General features: G+C 37.8%; 24 protein-coding genes and 1 tRNA gene. 5 read left to right on the forward strand and 20 right to left on the reverse strand.

The window, feature by feature from the left end; genetic code table 11:
• Window positions 1-26: 26 nt before the first annotated feature.
• The 17 genes from EZ449_RS10845 to EZ449_RS10925 form a co-directional block, all read right to left on the reverse strand.
• Window positions 27-377, reverse strand: coding sequence for a cupin domain-containing protein (locus tag EZ449_RS10845; protein WP_131558567.1), 351 nt, complete (start codon window positions 375-377; stop codon window positions 27-29).
• A gap of 190 nt (window positions 378-567) precedes the next feature.
• Window positions 568-1818 (reverse strand): threonine ammonia-lyase IlvA, encoded by a 1251-nt coding sequence (gene ilvA / locus EZ449_RS10850; protein ID WP_131558570.1) that lies wholly within the window; start codon window positions 1816-1818, stop codon window positions 568-570.
• 434 nt (window positions 1819-2252) lie between these two features.
• Complete coding sequence (locus tag EZ449_RS10855) at window positions 2253-3758, reverse strand: 2-isopropylmalate synthase (protein ID WP_131558572.1); 1506 nt, start codon at window positions 3756-3758, stop codon at window positions 2253-2255.
• On the reverse strand, window positions 3758-4858 hold the full coding sequence (gene leuB, locus EZ449_RS10860; protein ID WP_131558574.1) for a 3-isopropylmalate dehydrogenase: 1101 nt from the start codon (window positions 4856-4858) through the stop codon (window positions 3758-3760). The genes EZ449_RS10855 and leuB overlap by 1 nt, the downstream gene beginning before the upstream one ends.
• Before the next feature lie 43 nt (window positions 4859-4901).
• Entirely contained in the window at window positions 4902-6404 is a 1503-nt protein-coding gene (locus EZ449_RS10865; RefSeq protein WP_131558576.1) for an ATP-binding cassette domain-containing protein, read from the reverse strand.
• Between the two features lie 190 nt (window positions 6405-6594).
• On the reverse strand, window positions 6595-7200 hold the full coding sequence (leuD, locus tag EZ449_RS10870; RefSeq protein ID WP_131558578.1) for a 3-isopropylmalate dehydratase small subunit: 606 nt from the start codon (window positions 7198-7200) through the stop codon (window positions 6595-6597).
• A 57-nt stretch (window positions 7201-7257) separates the two neighbouring features.
• A complete protein-coding gene (locus tag EZ449_RS10875) occupies window positions 7258-7944 on the reverse strand; it encodes a class I SAM-dependent methyltransferase (protein WP_131558580.1) in 687 nt (228 codons plus the stop codon).
• 112 nt (window positions 7945-8056) lie between these two features.
• A complete protein-coding gene (locus EZ449_RS10880) occupies window positions 8057-8404 on the reverse strand; it encodes an antibiotic biosynthesis monooxygenase family protein (RefSeq protein WP_131558582.1) in 348 nt (115 codons plus the stop codon).
• A 50-nt stretch (window positions 8405-8454) separates the two neighbouring features.
• Window positions 8455-9858, reverse strand: a complete 1404-nt coding sequence (gene leuC / locus EZ449_RS10885) for a 3-isopropylmalate dehydratase large subunit (protein WP_131558684.1) — start codon at window positions 9856-9858, stop codon at window positions 8455-8457.
• A gap of 144 nt (window positions 9859-10002) precedes the next feature.
• Entirely contained in the window at window positions 10003-11484 is a 1482-nt protein-coding gene (gene ilvC / locus EZ449_RS10890; RefSeq protein WP_131558584.1) for a ketol-acid reductoisomerase, read from the reverse strand.
• A gap of 348 nt (window positions 11485-11832) precedes the next feature.
• Window positions 11833-12297: a DinB family protein gene (locus EZ449_RS10895; protein ID WP_205942984.1), complete on the reverse strand. Its 465-nt coding sequence runs from the start codon at window positions 12295-12297 to the stop codon at window positions 11833-11835.
• A 105-nt stretch (window positions 12298-12402) separates the two neighbouring features.
• Window positions 12403-13041 (reverse strand): acetolactate synthase small subunit, encoded by a 639-nt coding sequence (ilvN, locus tag EZ449_RS10900; protein WP_131558589.1) that lies wholly within the window; start codon window positions 13039-13041, stop codon window positions 12403-12405.
• A gap of 74 nt (window positions 13042-13115) precedes the next feature.
• Window positions 13116-14867, reverse strand: coding sequence for a biosynthetic-type acetolactate synthase large subunit (gene ilvB, locus EZ449_RS10905; protein ID WP_131558591.1), 1752 nt, complete (start codon window positions 14865-14867; stop codon window positions 13116-13118).
• A gap of 17 nt (window positions 14868-14884) precedes the next feature.
• Window positions 14885-15295 (reverse strand): ORF6N domain-containing protein, encoded by a 411-nt coding sequence (locus EZ449_RS10910; protein ID WP_225872288.1) that lies wholly within the window; start codon window positions 15293-15295, stop codon window positions 14885-14887.
• Between the two features lie 231 nt (window positions 15296-15526).
• The gene (gene ilvD / locus EZ449_RS10915; RefSeq protein ID WP_131558593.1) at window positions 15527-17209 is read right to left on the reverse strand and encodes a dihydroxy-acid dehydratase; all 1683 of its coding nucleotides are present in this window, start codon (window positions 17207-17209) and stop codon (window positions 15527-15529) included.
• A gap of 78 nt (window positions 17210-17287) precedes the next feature.
• On the reverse strand, window positions 17288-18178 hold the full coding sequence (locus EZ449_RS10920) for an aminotransferase class IV (RefSeq protein WP_131558595.1): 891 nt from the start codon (window positions 18176-18178) through the stop codon (window positions 17288-17290).
• Window positions 18179-18679: 501 nt separating this feature from the next.
• Window positions 18680-19399 (reverse strand): hypothetical protein, encoded by a 720-nt coding sequence (locus EZ449_RS10925; RefSeq protein WP_131558597.1) that lies wholly within the window; start codon window positions 19397-19399, stop codon window positions 18680-18682.
• Between the two features lie 109 nt (window positions 19400-19508).
• Here EZ449_RS10925 and EZ449_RS10930 point away from each other — a divergent pair, with 109 nt between their 5' ends.
• Complete coding sequence (locus tag EZ449_RS10930) at window positions 19509-20204, forward strand: alpha/beta fold hydrolase (RefSeq protein ID WP_131558599.1); 696 nt, start codon at window positions 19509-19511, stop codon at window positions 20202-20204.
• 296 nt (window positions 20205-20500) lie between these two features.
• Here the strand turns inward: EZ449_RS10930 and EZ449_RS10935 are convergent, their stop codons facing one another.
• The 3 genes from EZ449_RS10935 to atpD form a co-directional block, all read right to left on the reverse strand.
• Window positions 20501-20797 carry a HigA family addiction module antitoxin gene (locus EZ449_RS10935; RefSeq protein ID WP_131558601.1) on the reverse strand — a complete coding sequence of 99 codons (297 nt, stop codon included), beginning with the start codon at window positions 20795-20797 and terminating at the stop codon, window positions 20501-20503.
• A gap of 307 nt (window positions 20798-21104) precedes the next feature.
• Window positions 21105-21350 carry an ATP synthase F1 subunit epsilon gene (gene atpC / locus EZ449_RS10940; RefSeq protein WP_123206811.1) on the reverse strand — a complete coding sequence of 82 codons (246 nt, stop codon included), beginning with the start codon at window positions 21348-21350 and terminating at the stop codon, window positions 21105-21107.
• A gap of 74 nt (window positions 21351-21424) precedes the next feature.
• A complete protein-coding gene (gene atpD, locus EZ449_RS10945) occupies window positions 21425-22927 on the reverse strand; it encodes a F0F1 ATP synthase subunit beta (protein WP_109926210.1) in 1503 nt (500 codons plus the stop codon).
• 161 nt (window positions 22928-23088) lie between these two features.
• On the opposite strand from atpD, the gene EZ449_RS10950 reads away from it, so the two are divergent.
• The 4 genes from EZ449_RS10950 (at window position 23089) to EZ449_RS10965 (ending at window position 25385) form a co-directional block, all read left to right on the forward strand.
• Window positions 23089-24015 (forward strand): SDR family oxidoreductase, encoded by a 927-nt coding sequence (locus EZ449_RS10950; RefSeq protein WP_131558603.1) that lies wholly within the window; start codon window positions 23089-23091, stop codon window positions 24013-24015.
• A gap of 46 nt (window positions 24016-24061) precedes the next feature.
• Window positions 24062-24526 (forward strand): redoxin domain-containing protein, encoded by a 465-nt coding sequence (locus EZ449_RS10955; protein WP_131558605.1) that lies wholly within the window; start codon window positions 24062-24064, stop codon window positions 24524-24526.
• A 142-nt stretch (window positions 24527-24668) separates the two neighbouring features.
• A tRNA-Arg gene (locus tag EZ449_RS10960) sits at window positions 24669-24742 on the forward strand.
• A 73-nt stretch (window positions 24743-24815) separates the two neighbouring features.
• Entirely contained in the window at window positions 24816-25385 is a 570-nt protein-coding gene (locus EZ449_RS10965) for an adenylate kinase (protein ID WP_131558607.1), read from the forward strand.
• The last annotated feature ends 26 nt before the right edge of the window (window positions 25386-25411 follow it).

The following is a 25411-nucleotide window of genomic DNA, read 5'->3' on the forward strand; positions in this document are numbered from 1 at the left end:
AGTTATTCAATTTCTTTAACCCTCTCTCATTTCAAAAAATCTTCACGATGTGGATTAAAGATATCAATTAACATTCCTGCCTCAAGGCAAACCACGCCATGAAATACATTCGATGGCGCAAAGAAAACATCGCCCTCGTTTAAAATCTTTTTATCCTCGCCCATAGTCACTTCAAAACTTCCTTTTGCTACATAACTCAATTGCAAATGCGGATGATTGTGAATAGAACCAATGGAATCTTTTTCAAAATCTACTTTAACCAACATCAGGTTATCATCAAAAGGCATCACTTTACGTTTAACGCCTCCGCCTAATTCCTCCCAATCTAAATCTTTATCGGTTACTAATGTTTTGTTGGTTAAATCTTTGAAATTCATTTTTTGAAATTTTGTTCCTAAGGTTTGTCATTCTGAACACAGTGAAGAATCCCATGCCATAGAAAACTACCGTAAATATACCCGAGCCAAAGCTAGTAGGTTAAGTTCAGCCAATGCTAATCGGCTGGAGATTCTTCGTTCCTCAGAATGACAGCAAGATTAAATTTTAATAGCTTTTCTTTCAGCTCCCCTAAACCAAATACTCAAACAAAGTCTGGTCTTGATTCAGCTCAATAATTTCGAATTTAAACTCTTTCATTCTTTCGAGCAAACTTGCGTAATCATCTTTATTTGTGAGTTCAATTCCCACCAACGCAGGACCGTTCTCTTTGTTTGTTTTTTTAATAAACTCAAAACGGGTAATATCATCATGCGGACCTAGAACCTCATTTACAAATAATTTTAGCGCTCCTGGTCTCTGCGGGAAACGAACAATGAAATAATGTTTCAAGCCCTCGAATAACAAAGATTTCTCTTTAATTTCCTGCATGCGCTCGATATCATTATTGCCACCACTTACGATGCAAACAACAGTTTTGCCAGCAATTTGGTCTTTTAACTGCTCTAAAGCTGCAACCGATAATGCACCTGCAGGTTCTACAACAATCGCATCTTCATTATAAAGCTTTAAAATAGTGGTACAAATTTGCCCTTCAGGAATTAAGTATGTAGAACTTAGTAGCTCCTTGCAATATTTGTAAGTTATCCAACCCATTCTTTTTACCGCCGCACCATCTACAAAGCGTTCAATATTTTCGACCGTTATCGGTCCGCCATTTTTAAGTGCTTCACTTAATGATGGAGCACCCATGGGTTCTACACCGAAAATTTTTACATCAGGCTTTACTGTTTGCAAGTAAGAACTAACGCCCGAAGCTAAGCCACCACCACCAACAGGCACAATTATGGCATCTAAATCAGGTAAATCCTGAAAAATTTCCATTGCAACAGTGGCTTGTCCCTCAATTACTTTCTCATCATCAAAAGGCGGAATAAACGTCGATGATTTTTCTTCACAATAAATTAAGGCCTCTTTTAAACAATCATCAAAGGTATCGCCAACCAAAACAATCTCAATATTGTCGCCACCAAACATATTTACTTGCTTAATCTTTTGCTTTGGCGTTATTTCGGGCATAAATATTACACCTTTGATATTTAACTTTTTGCAAGAATAAGCTACGCCTTGGGCATGATTACCAGCACTTGCACAGACAATACCATTTTTTAACGAATCTGCTTTTAAGGTACTTATTTTATTATAAGCACCACGCAATTTGTAGGAACGTACAATTTGTAAATCTTCTCTCTTGAGATAAATATTTGCATGGTATTTTAACGATAAGCCCTCATTAAACTCAAGAGGAGTACGTTTTACAACACCTTCTAAAGTTTTAAAAGCGCCCTCAAAATCGAAAGTATTTTTTATTGTATTAGTCATTTTTCAGTATCTAGTAGTGAGAATCAAGTATCAAGATTTGAATCACACCTATTTCTTTTGAAAAGCAGGTTTCAGTGCTTTTTGGTTATTTCAGTCCTGCTATTCGTTGCAATCTTTTTTAACTTCTGTCATGCGCTTCATTTCCGTCATTGCGAGGAGGAACGACGTGGCAATCTCTCTCGCTATTTCTCCAAAAAAGTATTTCCACTGCTATCAGGTTTAGAAAACACTTAAAGCAGTATTTCAAATTAAAAAAACACCCCGCCTTTCAGGCACCCCTCTAAAAGAGGGGAATTCCCCTCGCATTTTATAAAACCCTATAGTTTATGCATCCAGCATTCCCCTCTTCCAGAGGGGTGTCCGCAGGACGGGGTGTTCCTTTCAGCTTTAGTCATTCTTGTCTTCCGACTTTCTGACCTCGGTCTTCTGACTCCCTACAAAAACTTATTAATCGCATCCAAATATGCATTGGCTGATGCCTTTACAATATCGGTGCTAAACCCAAAACCAACGAAAGATTTCCCATTGTAATCTACTTTCATGTTTACTTTACTCACGTCATCACTTCCGCCATGCATCGCCTGAATGGTAAATTCTTTAAGTGTAATGTCTTTATCAATCAGACTCGAAATTGCGTTTATTGTAGCATCAACAGGGCCATTTCCTTCTGCTTTTGCTTCTTTTTCCTCGTTGTTATATTGAAGTTTTATATTGGCCGTCGGACTAACCAAATCACCACAAACAACCTGTAAAAAGTTTAGTTTATATCCGTTGATGTAAGATGGAGTTTCGCCATCGCTCATTAAGAAAAGTAAATCATCATCACTGATGTCTTTTTTCTCATCAGCCAAAACCAAGAAACGTTCGTAAACATCATCAATATTAATTTTCTCAATATCATAATCCAAACGCTCTAAATGGTGTTTCAAAGCATGGCGACCGCTACGGGCAGTTAAAATAATATCAGCACTATTTAAACCAACATCTTCAGGGTTGATGATTTCATAGTTTTCACGGTGTTTTAAAAATCCATCCTGGTGAATCCCTGAACTGTGCGCAAAAGCATTTTTACCAATAATGGCTTTGTTTGGCTGTACCGGCATGTGCATCATACGGCTAACCATTCCACTAATTTCAGTGAAATGTTTGCTATTGATACCCGTGTGTAAACCTAAAGCATGGGTTTTCAAAATCATCGAAACCTCTTCCAAAGCTGTGTTTCCAGCTCTTTCGCCGATTCCGTTAATGGTACATTCAATTTGGCGTGCACCATTTAAAACACCTGCAATACTGTTTGCGGTTGCCACACCTAAATCGTTATGGCAATGAACAGAGATTATCGCTTGGTCGATATTCTTCACATTCTCCTTTAAGTAAAGAATTTTCGAACCATATTGGTCTGGCAAACAATAACCGTTCGTATCTGGAATATTTACCACTGTTGCTCCAGCCGCAATTACGGCTTCAATCATTTGCGCTAAAAATGCGTTATCCGCTCTACCAGCATCTTCTGCATAAAATTCAACATCTTCCACAAATTTCTTTGCGTATTTTACAGCTTCAACCGCTCTTTCTAAAATCTTTTCGCGAGTGCTGTTAAACTTATACTGAATGTGCATATCCGATGCACCAATTCCGGTATGGATTCGAGGGTATTTTGCGTACTGTAAAGATTCTGCAGCTACATCGATATCGCCTTTAATTGCACGTGTTAAAGCACAAATAGTTGGGTTTTTGATGGCTTTTGATAACTCTACCACACTTTGGAAATCGCCAGGACTTGAGATAGGGAAACCAGCCTCAATTACATCAACACCCAATAATTCAAGTGCTTTTGCGATTTCAATTTTTTGATTGGTATCCAATTGGCAACCGGGGACTTGCTCGCCATCGCGTAAGGTGGTATCGAAAATATAGACTTTATTCGGGTCGTGTATCATTATGCTTGATTTGTTGTGGTTAACTTTTGGGATAAAAATTTCATTACCAATTTGCCCATTTCAGCTGTACCTAAAACTTTAAATCGGTTGGTGGTTTGGTCGGCAATATCGTGGGTTCTAAAACCCTCTTTTAATACTTGGTCAATCGTATCGACTAATAATTTTGCTTCTTCTTTTAGTCCGAAACCAATTTCGAGCATGAGCGCTGCGGATAGGATAGAGGCTAGCGGATTGGCCAAATCTTTACCTGCAATATCATGTGCAGAACCGTGGATTGGCTCAAAGAAACCGGTGCTTTCGCCCACTGATGCCGATGCCAGCATGCCCATTGAACCTGCAATTTGTGAAGCCTCATCCGTTAGAATATCACCAAATAAATTTGCCGTTAAAACCACATCAAATTTCTTTGGGTTTTTAATAAGTTGCATTGCTGCGTTATCGATAAACATGTGTTCGGTTTCCACATCAGGATATTGCTTAGCAATTTCCTGAACGGTTTCACGCCATAAGCGAGAGCTTTCCAAAACATTCGCTTTATCTACTGAACATAATCTTTTGCTACGTTGTTGGGCTGCCTGATAAGCTTTATGTGCAATTCGTTCCACTTCGTAACGGTGGTAAATCATTAAATCAGAAGCTGTGTTTCTATCTTCAGAACGGTTTTTTTCGCCGAAATAAACATCGCCGGTTAACTCACGGAAAAACAAAATATCAGTTCCTCTTAAAATTTCTGCCTTAATACTTGAGGCTTCAAGAAGTTCATCAAATAATAAAATCGGACGAAGATTTGCAAATAGGCCAAGTTCCTTACGGATTTTTAATAAACCTTGTTCAGGTCTAACTTTTAAACTCGGGTCGTTATCGTATTTCGCATGACCGATTGCGCCAAAGAGGATGGCATCACTTTTTCTTGCTTTCTCTAAAGTTTCATCGGGCAGTGGTTCACCTGTAACTTCAATAGCTGCGTGACCCATTAAAGCTTCATCAAAAACAAATTCATGTCCGAAAATTTCGGCAATCTTCTCTAATGCTGCTTTTCCCCATGTGGTTACTTCGGGTCCGATACCGTCTCCAGGTATTACTAAAATGTTCTTCTTCATTCTATTATATTTGCCGTCATTGCGAGGTACGAAGCAATCTCCGTTAGATAGTTCCGGGCAAAAGATTGCTTCGTACTTCGTTATGACGAGTTTTGGTGATTAAACTTTCGACGATTTTTACCTCGCCGTTTTCTAATAATATTCTTTTTTCCAAGCAGGTTGGCAGCTGCGATTCAAAATGGCCAACATAAATTAAGGTCATTCCGTTGATACATAATTCATCAACCAATTGGTTAAAATGTATTGTTTGTTGTTGGTCTAATCCCTGGCAGGGTTCATCAAGAATCAATAATTCAGGATTTTTGATGATGGTTCTCGCCAATAAAACCAATCGTTGTTTTCCCAGTGGAAGCGAGCTCAACAACTCATTTTTGCATTCCGTCAATCCGAAATATGCCACTAGTTCATCAACTTGGGTACTTTTAGTATATGGAAGTTGTTGAAACAAACCCACTGTATCATAAAAACCCGATGCGATACTCTGCCAAACGGTAGAAGCTGAATCGAAGTACCAGTGAAACTCCGGCGAGATTAAACCGATATGCTGTTTGATATCCCAAATGCTTTCGCCACTTCCACGTCTGTTGCCAAACAAATAAAGTTCGTTTGCATAAGACTGAGGATGGTCTCCGTTAATTAAACTTAGCAAGGTAGATTTACCAGAACCATTATGTCCTTGCAAAAGCCACTTTTCGCCAGCTTTTACTTCCCAATTGATATTCTTTAAAACCTGTTTTTTACCATAGCTGATATTTACATCAACCATTTTAACGGTATTTTGTGATGAATAAACAGGCGATTCTTTTAAAAAATCAGGAATTTCTTTAGCATGTTTTTCTGGATTTGACGATTGTTCAAGTGAATCTACTTCAATTAATTGACCGTCTTTTATCTCTGCAAAGCGATTAATAGAGCTGGGTAACTCCGAATCATTACAAATCAAAATCAACTGTACACCGTCTTCCGAAACTTCATCCAATAAAATATTTAAATTTTTGCGAGATGCAGAATCCAGACCTGTGTAAGGTTGGTCGATGATTAATAATTGTGGTTTTAACCATAAAGCCTTAACCAATTGCAGTTTTTTATGTTCTCCGCTTGATAATTCTATCAATTGCGAACTGGCAAAAGAAGAAAAGTTTAAGGCCTCTAGAATAGGTTCAACTTTATCTAAATGAAGTCTATTTTCCTTGCCATAACCAACCAATTCTGCATGAACGGTAATTGTATCTTTAGCCTGCTGACTAGTGTAACGCTGTTGATAATAAAAGTTTGCAACGCCCTCTAAGTTTTTAAACTGATACCAACTTTCTACAAATAATGCTTTGGTTGGTAAAAGATTATCAAAATCGAAATTAATTTTAACCTCGCCAATTGCACTTAATTGCCTTGCAATAATCTTTGCCAATGAAGTTTTTCCACTTCCACTAATTCCGCCTAATACCCAGTTTTCACCATGATTGATGGTCCAATTCAAATCCTTTAACACCGATTTTTGTTGGTATTTTAGGTTTAAATTCTGAATGGTGACGAAACTTTCTTTCATTTTTTTTTCTTTAGGGAATTACACCGATTAAAGTGATTTCACTGATTTTACGGGCGGTCGTCATTGCGAGGAACGAAGCAATCTTAAAGCGATGGGTTAAAGCCCCAAGCTATAGTAGTAGGATTGCTTCGTGCCTCGCAATGACGAGTGTGTTAGCGTTAGCGTTTTAGCTTTTTTCGCTATCCGCCGTCTATCTTTTCTCAAACTCCTCAATCAGTTCTTTCTGCGCCAAAATGAAATCAATATCATCGTAACCGTTTATCAAACACGATTTTTTGTAAGCGTTTATTTCAAAAGATTCAGCCCCACCTAAATCCTCCCCGGTAGGGAGGACTTGCCCCTCTATAGTAACCGTTTGGTTTTCTAAGTGAACGGTTAAATTTGTTTTTGGGTTTGCTTCTACAGCTGTAAAAATTTTTTTCAAGAAATCTTCACTAACCTGAATTGGCAATAAACCATTGTTTAAAGCATTTCCTTTAAAAATATCGGCGAAGAAACTACTGATAACCACATCAAAACCTGCGTCTTGAATAGCCCAGGCAGCGTGCTCACGACTACTTCCGCAACCAAAGTTTTTTCCGGCAACTAAAACCTGACCGCTATAAGTCGGATCATTTAAAATGAAATCTGCTTTGGGTCGATTATCATTTTCATAACGCCAATCGCGGAACAGATTTTCGCCAAAACCCTCACGAGTAGTTGCTTTTAAAAACCTCGCAGGAATAATCTGGTCGGTATCAATGTTCTCTATGTTTAAAGGCACAACTGCCGATGTTAATTTTGTGAACTTCTTCATTTTATTAGTATCAAGTAGCGAGTATCAGGTATCAAGAACTGATATACGCCTTTTTAATTATTTATTTGCGGCAAACACTACAAAATTGTAATACTGGTAATAACAATTTGCATTTTGTAGTCCTGCATTTTCAAGCCATTCTAATTGTGGTTTCAAGGGAGCCATGATGTCAACCTTAATCCGCTCAAAGGCACTTCGTTTTTCTTCGTCTGTTAAATTCGGATTTTGCTCAACATGGTTTTTCCAGTTTTTGGTATAAATCTTTTCTGCTAATTCAGTTTCTCCTAAAATTTGGTCGGCATTAATAAACCATCCACCCGGTTTCAGTGTTTTAGCAATTTTTCCAAACAACTGTTGTTTCAATTCATTTGGCAAATGATGTATCGCTAAGCCTGAAACCACTAAATCGTATTGGTTTTCTGACAAATCAACTGTAGCAAAATCGGCATTTAAAAAACTGATATTTTCATTTCCCTCAAAACGCTCCTCAGCTTTCTTAAGCATAGCCGTAGAAATATCTATCAGGGTTATTTTTGCATCAGGGTATTTCTCATGGAAAAACGCACTCATCAAACCGGTGCCTGCACCAACATCTAAAATGTTTTTCACCGATTTAACTTCTTCAGATAAGGTTAAGGCAGTTCCGTAAAAATCATCAAAACAAGGAATAAGAAAACGCCTTTGCCTGTCATACTTTTCAGAGACTGCATTAAATTGGTTTTGTATTTCTTGTAATGTTTCCATTCTATTTTTTTCTTGTCGTCATTGCGAGGCACGAAGCAATCTCGCTTACGTAATAGATTGATTCGTACCTCGCAATGACTAGTTGGTTATGGTTTTTTGCTTTTACCTTAAGCTATCCCACCTCAACGTAATGTTCAACTGTTGGAAAAGGCTCATAAAAATGATGTAATAATTTTTTCCAATCTTGGTATTCTGCCGAGTCTCTAAAACCCTTTGTATGTGATTCTAATGTTTCCCAATTTACAAGCAATATATATTTGTCTGATTCTTCCAAACACTTTTTTAGCTGATGCGAAATGTAACCATCCATTGAGGAAATAATTTTTTGAGCCTCGTGAAAAGCCTTTTCAAAATCGGCTGATGAACCAGCTTTTACATTTAATATCGCAACTTCTAGAACCCCCAACCCCCTAAAGGGGGCTTTTGAATTTCTATCGTTTATGCTTATTGAATTAGACATTTTTACAATTAATTTTTATTGTGGACTTTTTCAGTTCCCCCTTTAGGGGGCTAGGGGGTTAACAACTCCCTCACATCTGTAATCACTCCAGTAACGGCAGCAGCAGCGGCCGTTAGCGGACTAGCTAATAATGTCCTTGCATTTTGCCCTTGTCTGCCTTCAAAATTCCTGTTGGATGTTGAAACACAATATTTTCCTGCCGGGATTTTATCCTCATTCATTCCCAAACAAGCACTGCAACCCGGCTCACGTAATTGAAAACCGGCAGCTTCGAAAATTTTATCTAAACCTTCGTTTATTGCTTGTTGCTCTACTTGTTTTGAGCCCGGAACAATCCACACAATTACATTATCTGCTTTGTGTTTATCTTTTACAAAATCAGCAACCTCACGTAAATCTTCAATTCGGGAGTTGGTGCAACTACCAATGAAAACGTAATCAACTGGTTTACCAATTAACGATGCGTCATCATCAAAACCCATGTAATCCAAAGCCTTTTGATAAGAAAGTTTCTCTTTTTCAGGTTGCGCATTAGTTGCAGGAATATGCTCTTGGATTCCCATTCCCATTCCCGGGTTAGTTCCGTAGGTAATCATTGGTGCAATATCAGCTGCATCGAAAGTTAACACACTATCGAATTTCGCATCAGCATCGCTATATAATGTTTTCCAATAAGCTAAAGCTTTATCCCATTCTTCGCCTGCCGGGGCAAATTCTCTGCCTTTAATGTAATCGAAAGTGGTTTGGTCCGGCGCTATTAAACCACCTCTCGCACCCATTTCTATACTCATGTTGCAAATCGTCATACGGGCTTCCATACTTAAAGCCTCGATTGCAGAACCTGCGTACTCGATGAAATAACCCGTTCCGCCAGCTGCAGAAATTTGAGCAATGATGTAAAGAATGATGTCTTTGGCACCAACACCTTTTCCAAGTTCGCCGTTTACTTCAATTTTCATGGTTTTAGGTTTCGATTGCAATAAACACTGCGTTGCGAAAACCTGCTCTACCTGCGATGTTCCGATACCGAAAGCGATTGCACCAAAAGCGCCATGAGTAGAAGTGTGACTATCGCCACAAACCATCGTTTTTCCTGGTAAAGTAATACCCAACTCTGGTCCGATTACGTGAACAATACCTTGAAATGGATGTCCTAAGCCATATAATTCAATCCCAAATTCTGCACAATTTTTAGTTAGCATATCCACTTGGTAGCGAGATAGCTCTTCCTTAATTGGCAATAATTGGTCTAAGGTTGGCACGTTATGGTCGGCTGTAGCCACCGTTTGTTTCTGACGTAAAACAGGTAAACCTCTCTTGCGCAAACCATCAAAAGCCTGCGGAGAAGTTACCTCATGTATTAAGTGTGTATCAATGTATAAAATATCAGGAAATCCTTCTTCACTTTTTACAACGTGCGAATCCCAAATTTTTTCTACTAATGTTTGCCCCACCCCGGCCCTCCCCAAAGGAGAGGGGGTAGCATGGCTTCCCGTTGGTTGTGTTAGCATTTTATAATTTTTTATAAACCTCGCAGGTTTTAGAAACCTGCGAGGTTTGGTTTTGTATTTAAAAAGCCCCTTTCGGGGGTTTGGGGATTATGCAGTTTTAATTGCTTTCATTGCAGTCATTGCTTTACGCAAAGTAGCACCAATTTGCTCTACTTCGTGCGAGCGGATAGCTTCGTTAACATCAATTAATTTTCTGTTATCAACAGCGCCATCTTTGCCTTCGTTAAAGTTTTTACCAACTAAGTCGGTATCTACTTTAGTCATGAAATCAGCTAATAATGGTTTGCAAGCCTGGTCGAATAAATAACATCCGTACTCCGCAGTATCAGAAATAACACGGTTCATTTCGAACAATTTTTTACGGGCAATGGTGTTTGCGATAAGTGGTGTTTCATGTAACGACTCATAGTATGCAGATTCAGGTTTGATACCCGCTTGAACCATCGTTTCGAAAGCCAATTCAACACCAGCTCTAACGAAAACAACCATCAATAAGTAGTTGTCGAAATATTCTTGCTCACCGATTTTAACATCGCCGGCAGGTGTTTTTTCGAAAGCAGTTTCACCTGTTTCAGCTCTCCATTTCAATAGGTTTTTATCACCTGCAGCCCAATCCTCCATCATTGTGCGACTAAATTCGCCGCTCATAATATCGTCTTGGTGTTTTTGGAATAACGGACGCATAATGTCTTTCAATTCTTCCGAAATTTCGAAAGCTTTGATTTTAGCAATGTTACTTAATCTATCAACCATTGCAGTAATACCGCCTTGCTTTAACGCTTCAGTGATTACTTCAACACCATATTGAACCAGTTTAGATGCGTAACCAGCATCAATTCCTTTCTCCACCATTTTATCGAACGATAAGATAGAACCTGTTTGCAATAAACCACAAAGAATGGTTTGCTCGCCCATTAAATCAGATTTAACCTCAGCCACGAAAGATGATTTTAAAACTCCAGCTCTGTGACCACCTGTACCAACAGCATAGGCTTTTGCTTGAGCTAATCCTTTGCCTTGAGGGTCGTTTTCTGGGTGCACAGCAATTAAAGTTGGCACGCCAAAACCACGAACATATTCTGCTCTAACTTCACTGCCCGGGCATTTAGGTGCGACCATAATAACCGTTAAATCTTTACGGATTTGCATACCTTCTTCCACAATGTTGAAACCGTGAGAGTACAATAATGTAGCACCATCTTTCATTAAAGGCATAATTGCATTCACCACAGCCGTATGTTGTTTATCAGGGGTAAGGTTAATTACCACGTCAGCAGTAGGAATTAATTCTTCGTAAGTGCCAACCTTGAAGTTGTTTTCCGTTGCATTTTTCCACGAATCTCTTTTGCTTTCAATCGCCTCTTTGCGCAACGTGTAGCTTACATCTAAACCACTATCTCTTAAATTTAAACCTTGGTTTAAGCCTTGAGCGCCGCAACCTACAATTACCAGTTTTTTGCCTTTCAAAGCGCTAACGCCATCTAAAAATTCGTTGCTTTCCATGAAATCGCAAACACCCAGCTGGTTTAATTTTTCTCTAAGAGGTAATGTGTTAAAATAATTTGACATCGTTTTTGTTATTTTTTTATGGTTCTATTTTCTAATGAGTATTATTTTTTGCAGTTTTTGCTGCCATGGCTCGTGTTCTCACGAAACATTTCTGTGCTTTTCGGTTATTTCAGTCCCGCTTTTCGTTTCAATCTTTTTAAACATCTGTCATTCGCTCCATTTCCGTCATTGCGAGGAGGAACGACATGGCAATCTTTTTCGTAAAACTTTCAAAAAATATTTCCACTTCAATCGGGTTTATTTTACTTTGTTTCTGTGTTTCAAAGTAAATCCTCCCCCTGCCCCCTCCAAAGGGGGATACCCCTCAGAGTTCCAAACCCTCATCCATTTTCCATCCCACATCTTCCATCACACTACGCTTTTCTTAAGCGCCCATGCATATCCATAATGCACATTATCGTGACCGATAGTCGTAATCAACACTTCTTCAATACTTTTCATTTCTACTCCATAAGTTGAAGTTGAAAAAGGTGTGATGTTTGCAAATACACCATTTGCATAATCTTCTTTTATCTTTTCAATGCTATCAAGTGCTAAAGCTTTTAATTCCAAAACTTCCTCAGCTGTTACAGTATATGTCGGACGAGTATCTTTTTTATAGAACTCATTAAACTTTACCGAGCTCGCATCTGCTAAAATACCTGTGCGGACGTAACAAAGCGTTTGTGTACTCACTACAATATGGCCAAAGTTCCAGATGATATTGTTGCTATAACCATCAGGAACTTTATTCAACTGCTCAATCGTTAAGCCGTCTATCAGCTGACTAAAAGCTTTGCGGGAGTTTATTATAAATTCAAATATTTCGTTCATTATTTTGTTTTGGTTATTGTCAGTCTGAGTTTATCGAAGAATTTTTACTATCGCTTCGACATGCTCAATATGACAATTCGCTTTAGTCTTTGAGCTTTCGGCTCCTTACATAGTAAATATCTTTCCACCTTTTTCTAAGAACTCGTTTTCAACCAATTCTTCGCCTGGTTCTTCTGCCTCAAATTCTTTCAGTTTTTCGTGGAAACCAGCACTATCTTTAATAATAGCAACCCTTGCAGAGCGAACAAATTCAATCAGTTCATAAGGCTCAAGTGCTTTTACTAAAGCATCGGTTTCTTCCCTGTGGCCAGTTACTGCGAAAACTGTATAATCTTTACGAATTACCACGGCACTCGCACCGTATTGCCTTAACAATCTTTCTACCGTTACCTTTTCGGCAATTTCATCTGTAGAAACCTTATATAATGCCAATTCTTGCCAAATAATTTCGTCGTTAGTATTGAAATAAACTTTCAAGACTTCTATCTGCTTTTCAATCTGACGGGCAAGTTTTCTAACCACTTCGTAACCCTCGTGGATTACAATGTTAAAACGGTGAATACCATCAATTTCTGATGCTGAACTATTTAAACTCTCAATATTGATTTTTCTTTTCGAGAAAATAATCGCAATCCTGTTTAACAAACCAATGCGGTTTTCGGCATAAACAGTGATGGTGTATTCCTGCTTACCATCCAAATCAACAGTATCTTCTGTGTATTTTATTTTATCTTCAGTACTCATGTTCAAAATTTTTACCACCAAGGCACTAAGTCCACCAAGGTTTTGTTTATGCTATTTTCGCTATAGTCTTTTCGCTATTTAAGCCTAATCTCACTAACGCTCATTCCTTGCGGAACCATTGGAAATACATTATTTTCTCTTCCAACCATAACTTCTAAAAGATAGGAGCCTTTATGGTTTATCATGGTTTCTAAAGCAGTTCTCAAGTTCTCGCGTTCGTTAACCATTTGCGCCTCGATGTAATAAGCTTTTGCTAAGGCCACAAAATCAGGACTTGTAATGTTCACGAAAGAGTAACGTTTATCGTTAAATAACTGTTGCCATTGGCGAACCATTCCTAAAAAGCGATTATTTAAAATCAGGATTTTTACTTCCGCACCGAATTGCATAATGGTGCCTAATTCCTGTGGCGTCATTTGGAAACCACCATCGCCGATAATAGCAATAACTGTTTTATCTGGAGCACCGTATTTAGCACCAATCGCGGCTGGCAAGCCAAAACCCATAGTGCCTAAACCTCCAGAAGTAATATTACTGCGGGTATTGTTAAATTTAGCATAACGACAAGCCACCATTTGGTGCTGACCAACATCTGTTACGATGATCGCCTCACCACCGCAAATTTCATTGATGTTGCGCAACACTTCGCCCATCGTAATTTCTTCACCCTCCGGGTAAAGTTCCGGTGTGATAACCTGGTCAATTTCCTGTTGATTGTAATCTTTGAAAACAGCTAACCAATCCTCGTATTTATTTTCATTAACCAAATTAGTTAACAGCGGAAGTGTTTCCTTGCAATCGCCCCAAACACCAACGTCAGCCTTAACATTTTTATCTATCTCTGCGGGGTCGATGTCTAAATGAACGATTTTTGCCTGCTTCGCATATTTATCCAAACGACCTGTTACACGGTCATCGAAACGCATACCGATAGCGATAATTACATCAGCCTCATTTGTTAAAACGTTCGGACCGTAATTTCCATGCATACCCAACATACCCACATTTAATGGGTGTGAAGTTGGGATAGCACCTTCGCCCATTATTGTCCATGCTGCAGGAATTCCACTTTTATCGATAAAAGCTTTAAATTCTTGTTCTGCGCTACCTAAAATAACACCTTGACCGAATAATACAAATGGTTTTTTAGCTGCGTTAATTAGTTCAGCTGCTTGTTCAATATATTCTACCCTAACTTTTGGTTTTGGGCGATAACTGCGAATGTGATTGCATTTTATATATTCAGGAAATTCCTCAACCTGTATTTGTGCATTTTTGGTAATATCAATTAACACAGGTCCGGGTCTTCCGCTTTTGGCGATATAGAATGCTTTTGCCAAAACCTCTTGAATTTCATTGGCATCAGTAACCTGATAATTCCACTTGGTAACGGGAGTTGTAATGTTGATTACATCAGTTTCCTGGAAAGCATCTGTTCCTAATAAATGGGCGAAAACTTGTCCTGTAATCACAACTAGAGGCGTACTATCAATTTGAGCGTCTGCTAAACCAGTAACTAGGTTGGTTGCACCAGGTCCGCTGGTTGCAAAACAAACACCCACTTTGCCACTTGTTCTGGCAAAACCTTGCGCAGCATGGATACCACCTTGCTCATGGCGAACTAAAATATGTTCTAATTTGTCTGCATAATCGTAAAGCGCATCATAAATAGGCATGATTGCGCCACCCGGATAACCAAAAATTGTGGTTACGCCCTCTTCAATTAATCCATTCAACAAAACCTGCGAGCCTGTTCCCTTGAATAATTTTTTCGAGGTTTCTGCTTGGGCCTCGGTTTGTTGTATTGTATCTTGTGCAGTTTCCATAATTCTGTTTTACGGTTCTAATATTCTTTCATTTTAAATCCAATCCGCTCTCTATCTTTCCACTTCAATTGAGCAATTTTTGCATCGAGCATATTATCCATTGCATCGTAGAGTTCGTTTAGTTGAATATCATGTTCTCCAAGTCGCTCTTTAATTTCCGACAATTGCTCATTGATGTTATTTTGTTTAAATAAGATTTTTCTTACATCAACAAAAGCTCTCATGATGGCAATATTCATATTAATTGCCCTTTCACTTCTCAAAACTCCACTTAGCATGGCTACACCTTGCTCTGTAAAAGCGAAAGGAAGCTTTCTTGTACCTCCCCAACTTGAAGTCACAATTTGTGACTTCAAGTTGGTATCACCATAACCGGTCACAATTTGTGACTGGATAGTTTTGAATTCAGTATCTGTAAGCTGAAACATAAAATCATCTGGAAAACGTTCAACATTTCGTTTTACGGCTTGATTTAAACCTTTGGGTCAACTTCATAAAGTGATGCTAAATCGAAATCTTACATTACTCTTTCACCCCGAATTTCATAAATTCTACTTTGAATACTTTTGATGATTTGCATCGTAATTCATTTTAATATCTAATTGTTAGTCGGGATGACTTTCGCCATGGTTCGTGTCTCCACGAACCATGTTTATTACTTAATATTCATCAGTTACGCAACCACTGGCTGCATCTGATACTGTTTTAGCATATTTATAAAGCACACCTTTGCTTACTTTTAGAGCAGGTTGTACATAATTTTTTCTTCGCTCTGCGATAACTTCTTCACTAACCATTAAGTTAATGGTGTTATTTATAGCATCGATTTCAATCGGGTCATCATCTTGCACTAAACCAATTAATCCGCCTTTGTAAGCTTCCGGAGTGATGTGACCAACAACAAAACCATGTGTTCCACCAGAAAAGCGACCATCAGTAATTAACGCTATTGATTTACCTAAGCCTGCACCTATAATTAGTGAGGTGGGTTTTAACATTTCCGGCATCCCAGGAGCGCCAACAGGCCCTTCATTTTTTATAACCACAACATCACCCGGTTTAATTCTGCCTGAGGAAATGCCTGCAACTAAATCCTTTTCGCCATTAAATACTCTTGCAGGACCTTCAAATTTTTCACCTTCTTTGCCAGATATTTTGGCAACTGAACCTTTCTCCGCTAAATTTCCATAAAGGATTTGTAAGTGACCAGTTGCTTTGATTGGCTCGCTTAATTTTTGAATAATTTTCTGGTCGTAATCCATAACCGATTTTACATCAGCCAAATTTTCAGCCATCGTTTTTCCGGTTACGGTTAAGCAATCTCCATGTAACAAGCCCTCATTTAGCATATATTTCAATACCGCCGGAATACCGCCGTATTGATGCAAATCCTGCATTAAATATTTGCCGCTTGGCTTGAAATCAGCAAGTACAGGTGTAACATCACTCATTTTTTGGAAATCATCTTGCGTAATTTCAACACCTATAGCTTTACCCATTGCAATAAAGTGTAATACCGCGTTGGTACTTCCACCTAATATAATGATTGAGCGAATTGCATTCTCAAATGCTTTTCTCGTCATGATATCAGATGGCTTGATATCTTTTTCTAATAAAATTTTAATGTATTTACCGGCATCTAAACACTCTTGTTTTTTCTCCGGACTAATCGCTGGGTTGGAAGATGAGTAAGGCAAACTCATACCCAAGGCTTCAATTGCCGATGCCATTGTATTTGCGGTGTACATACCGCCACAAGCGCCGGCACCCGGACACGTATGTTTAATAATTCCCTGATAATCCTCTTCGGAAAGATTCCCGCAGATTTTTTGCCCTAAAGCTTCAAAAGCAGAAACGATATTTAATTCCTCGCCCTTGTAATGCCCCGGTGCTATTGTTCCACCATAAACCATTATTGATGGGCGGTCTAAACGGGCCATTGCCATAATTGCGCCCGGCATATTTTTATCGCAACCTGGGATGGAAATAATGCCATCATAATACTGTCCACCGCAAATGGTTTCTATACTATCGGCAATCACATCGCGACTTACTAATGAATAACGCATGCCATCGGTACCATTACTCATTCCATCACTTACACCAATAGTATTGAAAACCAAACCCACTAAATCATTTTTCCAGACTCCAACTTTGACATCTTTCGCAAGGTCGTTTAGATGCATGTTGCACGTGTTACCATCGTAACCCATACTTGCAATACCAACCTGTGCTTTTGCCATATCTGCATCAGTTAATCCGATTCCGTAAAGCATCGCCTGCGCTGCAGGTTGTGTTGGGTCTTGTGTAAATGTTTTACTGTATTTGTTTAATTCGCTCATTGGTTAAAATGTATATTGTGGTTCTGTTCGTTATTGTTTTTGTAACTTATCTTGATACTTGATTCTCGCTACTTGATACTAAATAATCACCTCATAGTTTACTTTTTCAAGCACAAGGTTTTTATAGGCACGTTGTATGGTGTAACCAATAGATTCTCTCCAAAGGGTACGGAAAACGATATCATCAATCGAGGCGATGCCTGCAATTTCAGTTGCCGTTCCGCATAAGAATGCACTATCAGCTTGTTTTAAATCTTCAACGGTTAATTTCTTTTCGATGCACTCAATATCCAAAACCGTACAAAGTTCTTTAACTGTTGCCCTGGTAATTCCAGGTAAAATATTTCCTAAAGATGGTGTGTAAAGTTTTCCATCTTTTTCCAAGAAAATATTAGCCCCAGATGATTCTGCAACAAATCCATGCATATCTAAAAGTAGCGCATCATCATATCCTTTAATATTGGCTGCAGTTGTTGCTAAAATGGAGTTTACATAGTTTCCGCTCAATTTCGCCTCCATTGGAATCGATTTCGGATTCGGTCTTTCGTAATCTGATATGGTTAATTTTAATAGTTTATTGCCTGAGTAGGCATCCCAATCCCAGGCGCAAATGAAAATGGAAACTCCCGTAGGCTCATTCAGTTTCATGTTAGGGTGGCAAAAAACCAAGGGTTGGATATAAGCATCCTTTAATTTGTTTAAAGTAAGTAACTTGTAGGTTTCCTTAATTAGTTCTTGTTTATCCCATGGGAAAGGAATATTTGCCAATTGGCATGAGCGCTCTAAACGGTCAAAATGGGCAGCTGCTTTGAATATGCGATTTCCGTTGTGGGTTTTATATGCTCTGATGCCCTCAAAGGCTGCATAACCGTAATGTATCGACTGGCCGTAAAGGTCAGTGCTGCTATCTACAGCCTTTTCGAACTTTCCATCAAGGTAAATAATCGTATTAGAATTATAGTACTTCATAATACCGTGTTTTGTTGTTTAAAAAAAAGCGTCCTGTTTGTGTCAGGACGCTTTAGTTATATTTAGTTTTTTAAAATCTATTTAATCTGCGTCCGCTTGCTGCCCCATAAAATATTTAGGAGTAGTAGGTTCAGAATAATGACAGGCAACAACACAACATTTCCAGCTGCAATTGCAGTAGCGTTATTTTGTAAATTGTTGTTTTGAAAAGTCATTATTATCTCTTTGTTTATAAAAACCAATTTAGTTTTTGGTTCATTAATATGCAAGAGAAATCCAAAAAAAATGAAATAAGAATATAATTCTTATAAATTAGTCTAAATCAGAATATTATTCTTTATTGGAGTTGGATTAGTGATATAATGCCGATAGCCTTAGACCAAATATCGAAACGGTATATGGTCTGTTTGTTATGCTTGCATTATAAATTTTCTATTTTTCTTCTTAAAATAGATTTTTTAGGGATAAAAATTGAAAATAGAGTAACAACTTAACGCTATTTTACCTATTAATATCGGGATTTTGATAATGCATCATTTTCATTCCGTAAAGCCATCTATCCTGAATACTTAAAAGATTTCCCTCAAATTCGAAGCCAGGTAATATTTTAGCAAACGTGGTTTCTTTTCTTAATAATTTTTGAAGTTTTTTAAGGGATGCTTCGCTTAGTTTTCTGTAATACGGGTCAATTAGGTTTTGTTCTTTCAGTAATAAATGCCCATCCCAGGTTTCTGCGTCTGCCTTTTTTAATGGTTCGTGCTCGTAAAGCGATTTTAGGTCGTTCCAGATATCATCGAAAATTACCCGGTTGCCTGTATTTACAAATTCTTCGATTTCTTTATTCGAATTCCCTGCCGCAACAGCAATCGGGTTGAGCAGCTTCTTAAGCTTTGATGTTGTTTCTTTTGCTGCTTCGGCCCAGCGGGTTTCAAAACCCAGCGAATCCGTTTTATGCCCAAACCATTTATAAAAATCGCAGCGCTGGTAAATATCTTGATATTCTGAATAGCCTTTAAGTTTTTTGAGGTTGATTTTATTAGCCTGGTTCCAGATTTCGGTTTGTTTTTCTCTATCAGTTTTTAGCCAATGGCCATCTGTGCCATTGTGTTTTCCTGTGGGATAAATGTTAAGATACTCTTCAAGGTTAGAAAACTCTTTACAATCTGCTCTTGATGAAAGAATCGCTAGCCATAAAATCAATAGCCACTTGAATGAAACCATATTTAGAAGAATCTGTTACTATAAGATACGATTAAAATAAGGGTTTGGGTTGCTGAAAAATAAATAATCAGTGTAATTTCATAAATAAGTACATCAATAAATTATTTCCATGAAAAATATCCATTTTATATCGATGCTCCTAATTGGGCTGTTCTATAGCTGTTCTTCCTCAGATTCATCAGAAAATATAAAAAAAGGGAATCAAACAATTTTGACTTCTGATGGTGTTAAGTTGGCCGTAAAAGTTTCGGGAACAGGTCCTGCATGTATTTACGTACATGGCGGACCCGGACAAGATTACCTTTCTTTCGAAAAAATGGGAGGCTCAAACCTGGAGAAGTGTTTAACAATGGTGTATCTAGACCAGAGAGGCTCAGGACATTCGCAAAATGCCAAAGACTATAGTCTAGAAAGGGTTATTAAGGATATAGAAGAAGTTAGATTGAAATTAGGATTAAAAAAAGTTTATATCCTTAGTCACTCATTTGGTGGCGTACTGGCGGTAAACTATGCACAGAAATATCCTGAAAATTTATCAGGATTAATTTTGGCTAACTCTACCGCCCATTTCATGGATGCAAAAGCTTTGCAAACCCAAATAGAATTCGGATACCGATTATTAAAAAAGGATACGGTGATAAAAGAGAATAATTTAGACGCTTTGATAAATCAGATGCTTATTATTCGGAAAAAATTGAGTGCTAATCATCTCGGATATAAGTTCATTGCTGATAATGTAAATACCATAATTAAAGTGGATAGTATAGAATCATCTTACAAAAGAACATCCGATTTTGGAACGTAAGTTTTTGTTCCTCTAATTGATAGTACAAAGACTAAAAAATATCCTGAATATTATTCGGACTACACATTGATAAATAAGGATATAAAAACACCCGTTCTAATTATCAGTGGTAAAAATGATTATGCAATTAGCCCGGATTATTACAAAAATTATAAATTTCCTAACCAAAAAGTAATTCAGATTGATGGCTCTCACATGTTATACTATGAGAAAAATAAAGAATTTACGAATGCCGTTTGTGGTTTTGTTAAATAAAATTGAAAGCTTCTGGATTTTAAATCTTGAGACTTAATTATTTATGATGCAATTGCAAATAGCTTTATACTATCAAATTCTTTTTGTTTTTCATTTAATTCATTTTCAATATCGTAATCATCTTGCACGCCTAGCCAGAACTTGGCAGAGTTTCCAAAAAAAAGGCTAAAGCGTAGCGCAGTATCTGCAGTGATTCTTCTTTTGCTCTTAATTATTTCAGAAATACGAGTTTGTGGAATGTTTGTTTCTTTCGCTAAACGATAGGCTGTAATATTTAAAGGAAGAAGAAATTCCTCATTTAAAATTTCGCCAGGATGTATGTTGGGTAGCTTTTCCATGTTTTAATACTTAAAGATTTTGATGTTTGACAATAACTTACAATCAGTATCCTGTATTTATGTTAGTTCGGTTAAAATTCCTGAATCATACATTGTACTACTCTCAATTTAGCCTACCTCGTTATGCTAAATTTATTTTAGCATCTTTTATCATGAAAGACCCTGAAATAAATTCAGGGTGACGACCGCCCTAATCTAAACATCAAATCATGCTTGCTTTCTAATTTAGCTAAAATGCAAGTATTTTTTCAAACAAAAAAGCCTTTCCGAAATGAATCGAAAAGGCTTTAAATGAGGTTATATTATTTTAAGCAATACCTTCTGCTAAAACAACAATCTTATTGTGAATGGCTTCAACTACGCCACCTTTAATAAAAAAGCGTTGCTCGTCAGTTTTATTTGCTTTTATAATAACTTCTCCATCTTCTAAAGTTGAGATGATAGGGGCGTGGTCTTTTAAAATCTGAAAAGAACCTAAAGTACCAGGAACCGTAACTGCTGTTACTTCACCTTCGAAAACTTTTTTATCTGGAGTTAATATTTCTAAATTCATTCTTTTTTAGTTTGGCGTAAAGCGTGGAGCGTAGAGCGCTTAAAACGCTTGCCGCCTAACGCCTAACGCATTTCTTAGTTCGCTTCTGCTAATAATTTTTTACCTTTTTCGATTGCATCTTCAATGCTACCAACTAAGTTAAATGCAGCTTCAGGATATTCATCAACTTCACCATCCATAATCATGTTGAAACCTTTGATGGTATCTTTAATATCAACCAACACACCTTTTAAGCCTGTAAATTGCTCAGCTACGTGGAAAGGTTGTGATAAGAAACGTTGAACACGACGAGCTCTTGATACAACTAATTTATCTTCTTCAGATAGTTCGTCCATACCTAAAATCGCGATGATATCTTGTAATTCTTTATAACGCTGTAAAGTTTCTTTAACACGTTGTGCAGTGTTATAGTGCTCATCACCTAAAACAGCAGGAGAAAGGATACGAGAAGTAGAATCCAATGGATCCACCGCAGGATAAATACCTAGCTCAGCAATTTTACGGGAAAGTACTGTAGTTGCATCTAAGTGGGCAAATGTTGTTGCCGGTGCAGGGTCAGTTAAATCATCCGCAGGTACATATACCGCTTGTACTGATGTAATTGAACCGCGTTTGGTTGAAGTAATACGCTCTTGCATTAAACCCATTTCAGTTGCCAATGTTGGTTGGTAACCTACCGCAGATGGCATACGACCTAATAAAGCCGATACCTCAGAACCTGCCTGAGTGAAACGGAAGATGTTATCAACGAAGAAAAGGATATCTTTTCCAGCGCCTTCGCCATCACCATCACGGAAATATTCTGCAACTGTTAATCCTGATAATGCTACACGAGCACGTGCACCAGGAGGTTCGTTCATTTGACCGAATACCAATGTTGCTTTAGATTCTTTTAATTTTTCAGTATCAACTGATTTCAAATCCCATCCACCTTTTTCCATTGAGTGTAAGAATTCGTCACCATAGTTAATAACGCCTGATTCGATAAACTCACGTAGTAAATCGTTACCCTCACGAGTACGCTCACCCACACCTGCGAATACTGATAAACCAGCATAAGCTTTAGCGATGTTGTTTACCAACTCCATGATTAATACCGTTTTACCTACACCAGCACCACCGAACAAACCGATTTTACCACCTTTTGCATAAGGCTCTAATAAATCGATAACCTTAATACCTGTAAAAAGCACTTCAGTTTCAGTAGATAAATCTTCGAACTTAGGAGGAGTAGCATGGATAGGGCGACCGTCTGTTTTATCAACAGCAGTAATACCATCAATCGCTTCACCAACTACATTAAATAAACGACCTTTAATTTGGTCGCCTACTGGCATTTTAATTGCTGAACCAGTATCAAGAACCTTCATTCCACGAACTAAACCATCTGTAGAATCCATCGAGATTGCACGAACGCGATCTTCACCTAAGTGCTGTTGAACTTCTAAAACAATTTTTTGTCCGTTTTCTTTCGTTATTTCTAACGCATCAAAAATTTTAGGTAGATGGGCATCATCAGCAAAGCTAACGTCAACCACTGGGCCGATAATTTGTGCTATTTTTCCTAAGTTAGGCATATCTGTTGTGAGTAAATTTATTACAATCAATGAATTAAAGCTGTTTATAGGGGCTCCAATTCGGTTGGCAAAGTTAAGTTATTCTTACCTAATTTTAAATATATATTATAAATTTTTTCAACAAGGTTTTTATAGATAATTTAGAGGCATAAAATCAACCTATGAAAACCATTTTAACAACAGGCAGCAACGGTCTATTAGGGCAAAAAATAACAGAAAAAGTTTTAGCAGAGCAAAGAGTAAGTTTGATTGCGACATCAAAAGGTCCAAATCGTTACCCTATTGTGGATGGTTACGAATATGCCGAATTGGATATACTTAATGCTGATCAAGTAAAATATGTTATTGAGAAATATAGGCCTGATGCCATTATCCATACTGCAGCGATGACTAATGTTGATACTGCAGAGGCAAACAAAGAACTTTGCCACCAGCTTAATGTCGATGCCGTACAAACTTTATTATCGCTTTGCGAAGAAAAAAATATTCAGCTAATACATTTAAGTACCGACTTTGTTTTCGATGGTGCAGATGGACCTTATAAAGAAGAGGATGCGGTAAACCCAATTAGTTATTATGGAGAATCAAAAGTATTGGCGGAAGAATTATTAATTAACTCAAATGCGAACTGGGCGATATTAAGAACGATATTGGTTTATGGTATCACGAATGATATGAGCCGAAGTAACATTGTGCTTTGGGCAAAAGGTGCTTTAGAAAAAGGTTTGCCTATTAATGTAGTAAACGACCAGTGGCGCATGCCAACCCTAGCTGAAGACTTAGCTGAGGCCTGTATTTTGGCTGTTGAAAAAAATGCACAAGGAATATATCATGTATCGGGCAAAGATTACATGAGTATTGCAGATTTAGTGCGAAAAGTTGCCGATTATTGGGTGCTCGATCAATCTATTATTTCGGAGGTAAGCTCTGAAAGTTTGAATCAAACAGCAAAGCGACCAGCAAAAACTGGTTTTGTATTGGATAAAACGATAAGAGATTTAAGCTACAATCCGCATAGTTTTGAAGAAGGACTGAAGATTGTTGATGAGCAGATGAAGAAAGTCGGAGGTCCGAAGTCAGGAGTCTGAAGTTTCAAAATAATTAAACAATAGAACAATTTAACAATAAACAAATATGTCTTTACAAATTGGCGATCAAGCCCCAGATTTTAAATTATACAGTTCAGAATTAACTGAAGTTTCTTTATCAGCTTTCAAAGGTAAAAAAGTAATTATACACTTCTTCCCGATGGCATTTACCGGAACCTGTACAGAACAGTTATGCACCATGAGAGATAATTTCAGCTTTTATGAGGGCATTGATGCGCAAGTTTTAGGTATCTCTGTAGATTCTCCTTTCTCTTTAGCTAAATTTAAAGAAGTTCAGAGCTATCAGTTTCCTTTATTATCTGATTTTAACAAGGAAGTGTCGGCGGCTTATGGCGCTTTTTACGATGAATTTGTATTCGGATTGAAAGGTGTTTCGAAAAGAGCAGCCTTTGTTATCGATGAAGAAGGAAAAATCGCTTACGCAGAAGTTTTAGAAAATGCAGGTGATTTACCTGATTTCAAAGCGATTAACGATGCGCTTAAAGCATAAATATTGGATTGTGCTAAATAGCAAATGATTTTTTTTCAAATTTAATTGCGAAATTAAATCTCAAATCTTACTTTTGCAGTCCGTTAACAAACGGAAATGCACGTAAAAGTAGAATAGATTTATTTTATTTAGCGCATTCTTCGCATTTGTAGCTCAATTGGATAGAGCATCTCACTACGGATGAGAAGGTTTGGGGTTCGAATCCCTACAAGTGCACAATTTGGATGAAGCCTTGTCGCCCCATGGCGGTAAGGCTTTATTAATTTTAAAGATAACCTAAACCACGTTGATGCTTAATTTAGTTCTCTTTGGCCCTCCGGGGGCGGGTAAAGGCACCCAATCCGAAAAATTGATATCAAAATATCAATTAATACACATTTCAACCGGCGATTTGTTCAGAGCGCATGTAAAGGGAGAAACCAAATTAGGGAAAAAAGTTAGCCAGTTGTTGGCAGATGGCGAGTTAGTGCCTGATGCAATTACAATTGCAATGCTTGAAGAAGAGGTAGATAAAAATCCCGATGCAAAAGGGTTTGTGTTTGATGGTTTTCCACGTACGGTTCCTCAGGCAGTTGAACTCGATCTATTTTTAGAGCGTAAAGGCAGCAAAATTGCTGGTGTTATTGCTTTGGATGTTGATCAGCAGGAATTAACAAAACGCATTGCGGAACGCCATAAAACTAGTGGACGACCAGATGATGACGCTGAAAAATTAAAAAAACGTATTTCAGAATACTTCGAAAAAACTATTCATGTGTTACCTTACTATGAGGAACAAGGAAAGTTGAACAAGGTAAACGGAATCGGAGAAATAGAAACAGTTTATAATGATCTTTGCGCTGTAATCGATCAATACTAAATAATAAGAGTTTTTGTAAATGGCGG

The sequence above is a fragment of the Pedobacter frigidisoli genome, from assembly GCF_004331675.1.
Lineage (GTDB): Bacteria > Bacteroidota > Bacteroidia > Sphingobacteriales > Sphingobacteriaceae > Pedobacter > Pedobacter frigidisoli.